Below are 550 nucleotides of genomic sequence, written 5' to 3' on the forward strand. Positions count from 1 at the left end.
GGGTACGATTTGGCTGCCTTGTTGGCTTTCACCCGTTTTTGGATTTTTAACATCAAACATCATAAAAATATAATCAGGCGTTTCTTGCCAGTTGGTGACACTATCCCATTTGATGACTGCTTGCTGCATACCGCTGCTACGCACCAAAGGCTGATTGTAGCCGCGTGGCATGGCGGGCATGTTGGGTGCAGGCATGGACATCACGACCCCGTGCTGCTGTACGCCAAGCTTGATTTGTTGCATCTCTGGCGGCATGCTTTGGCTTGCCATTTGTTTTTCAAATTCTCGTTTGACATACCATTTTAGACCGTAGGTACGTGCCAGCAAATAAATCACCACACCCACAAGCATCAACCAAAAAATAATGGTGGAATAACCGTGCACAAAAATCAGACCTAAAATCGCTAGCGCCACGATGACTGCCAAAATTGCCCAAGTTTTTGGGGTGATTTTGGTCAAAGTTTGGTTGTTGGCATCAAACAGCTGTAGCTGTGCTTGACGAAACTCGTCCTCGGTCAGATTCAAATCCACAGGTTGTAGGGTGTAAGGG

General features: G+C 46.7%; 1 protein-coding gene. It reads right to left on the reverse strand.

The features are described from left to right. The coding region (locus J5M58_RS26025) for a YcxB family protein (protein WP_207880200.1) at nucleotides 1–550 on the reverse strand (550 nt) is incomplete at both ends.

It is taken from the genome of Pseudomonas sp. 32_A (genome assembly GCF_017490905.1).
GTDB classification, from domain to species: domain Bacteria; phylum Pseudomonadota; class Gammaproteobacteria; order Pseudomonadales; family Pseudomonadaceae; genus Aquipseudomonas; species Aquipseudomonas inefficax.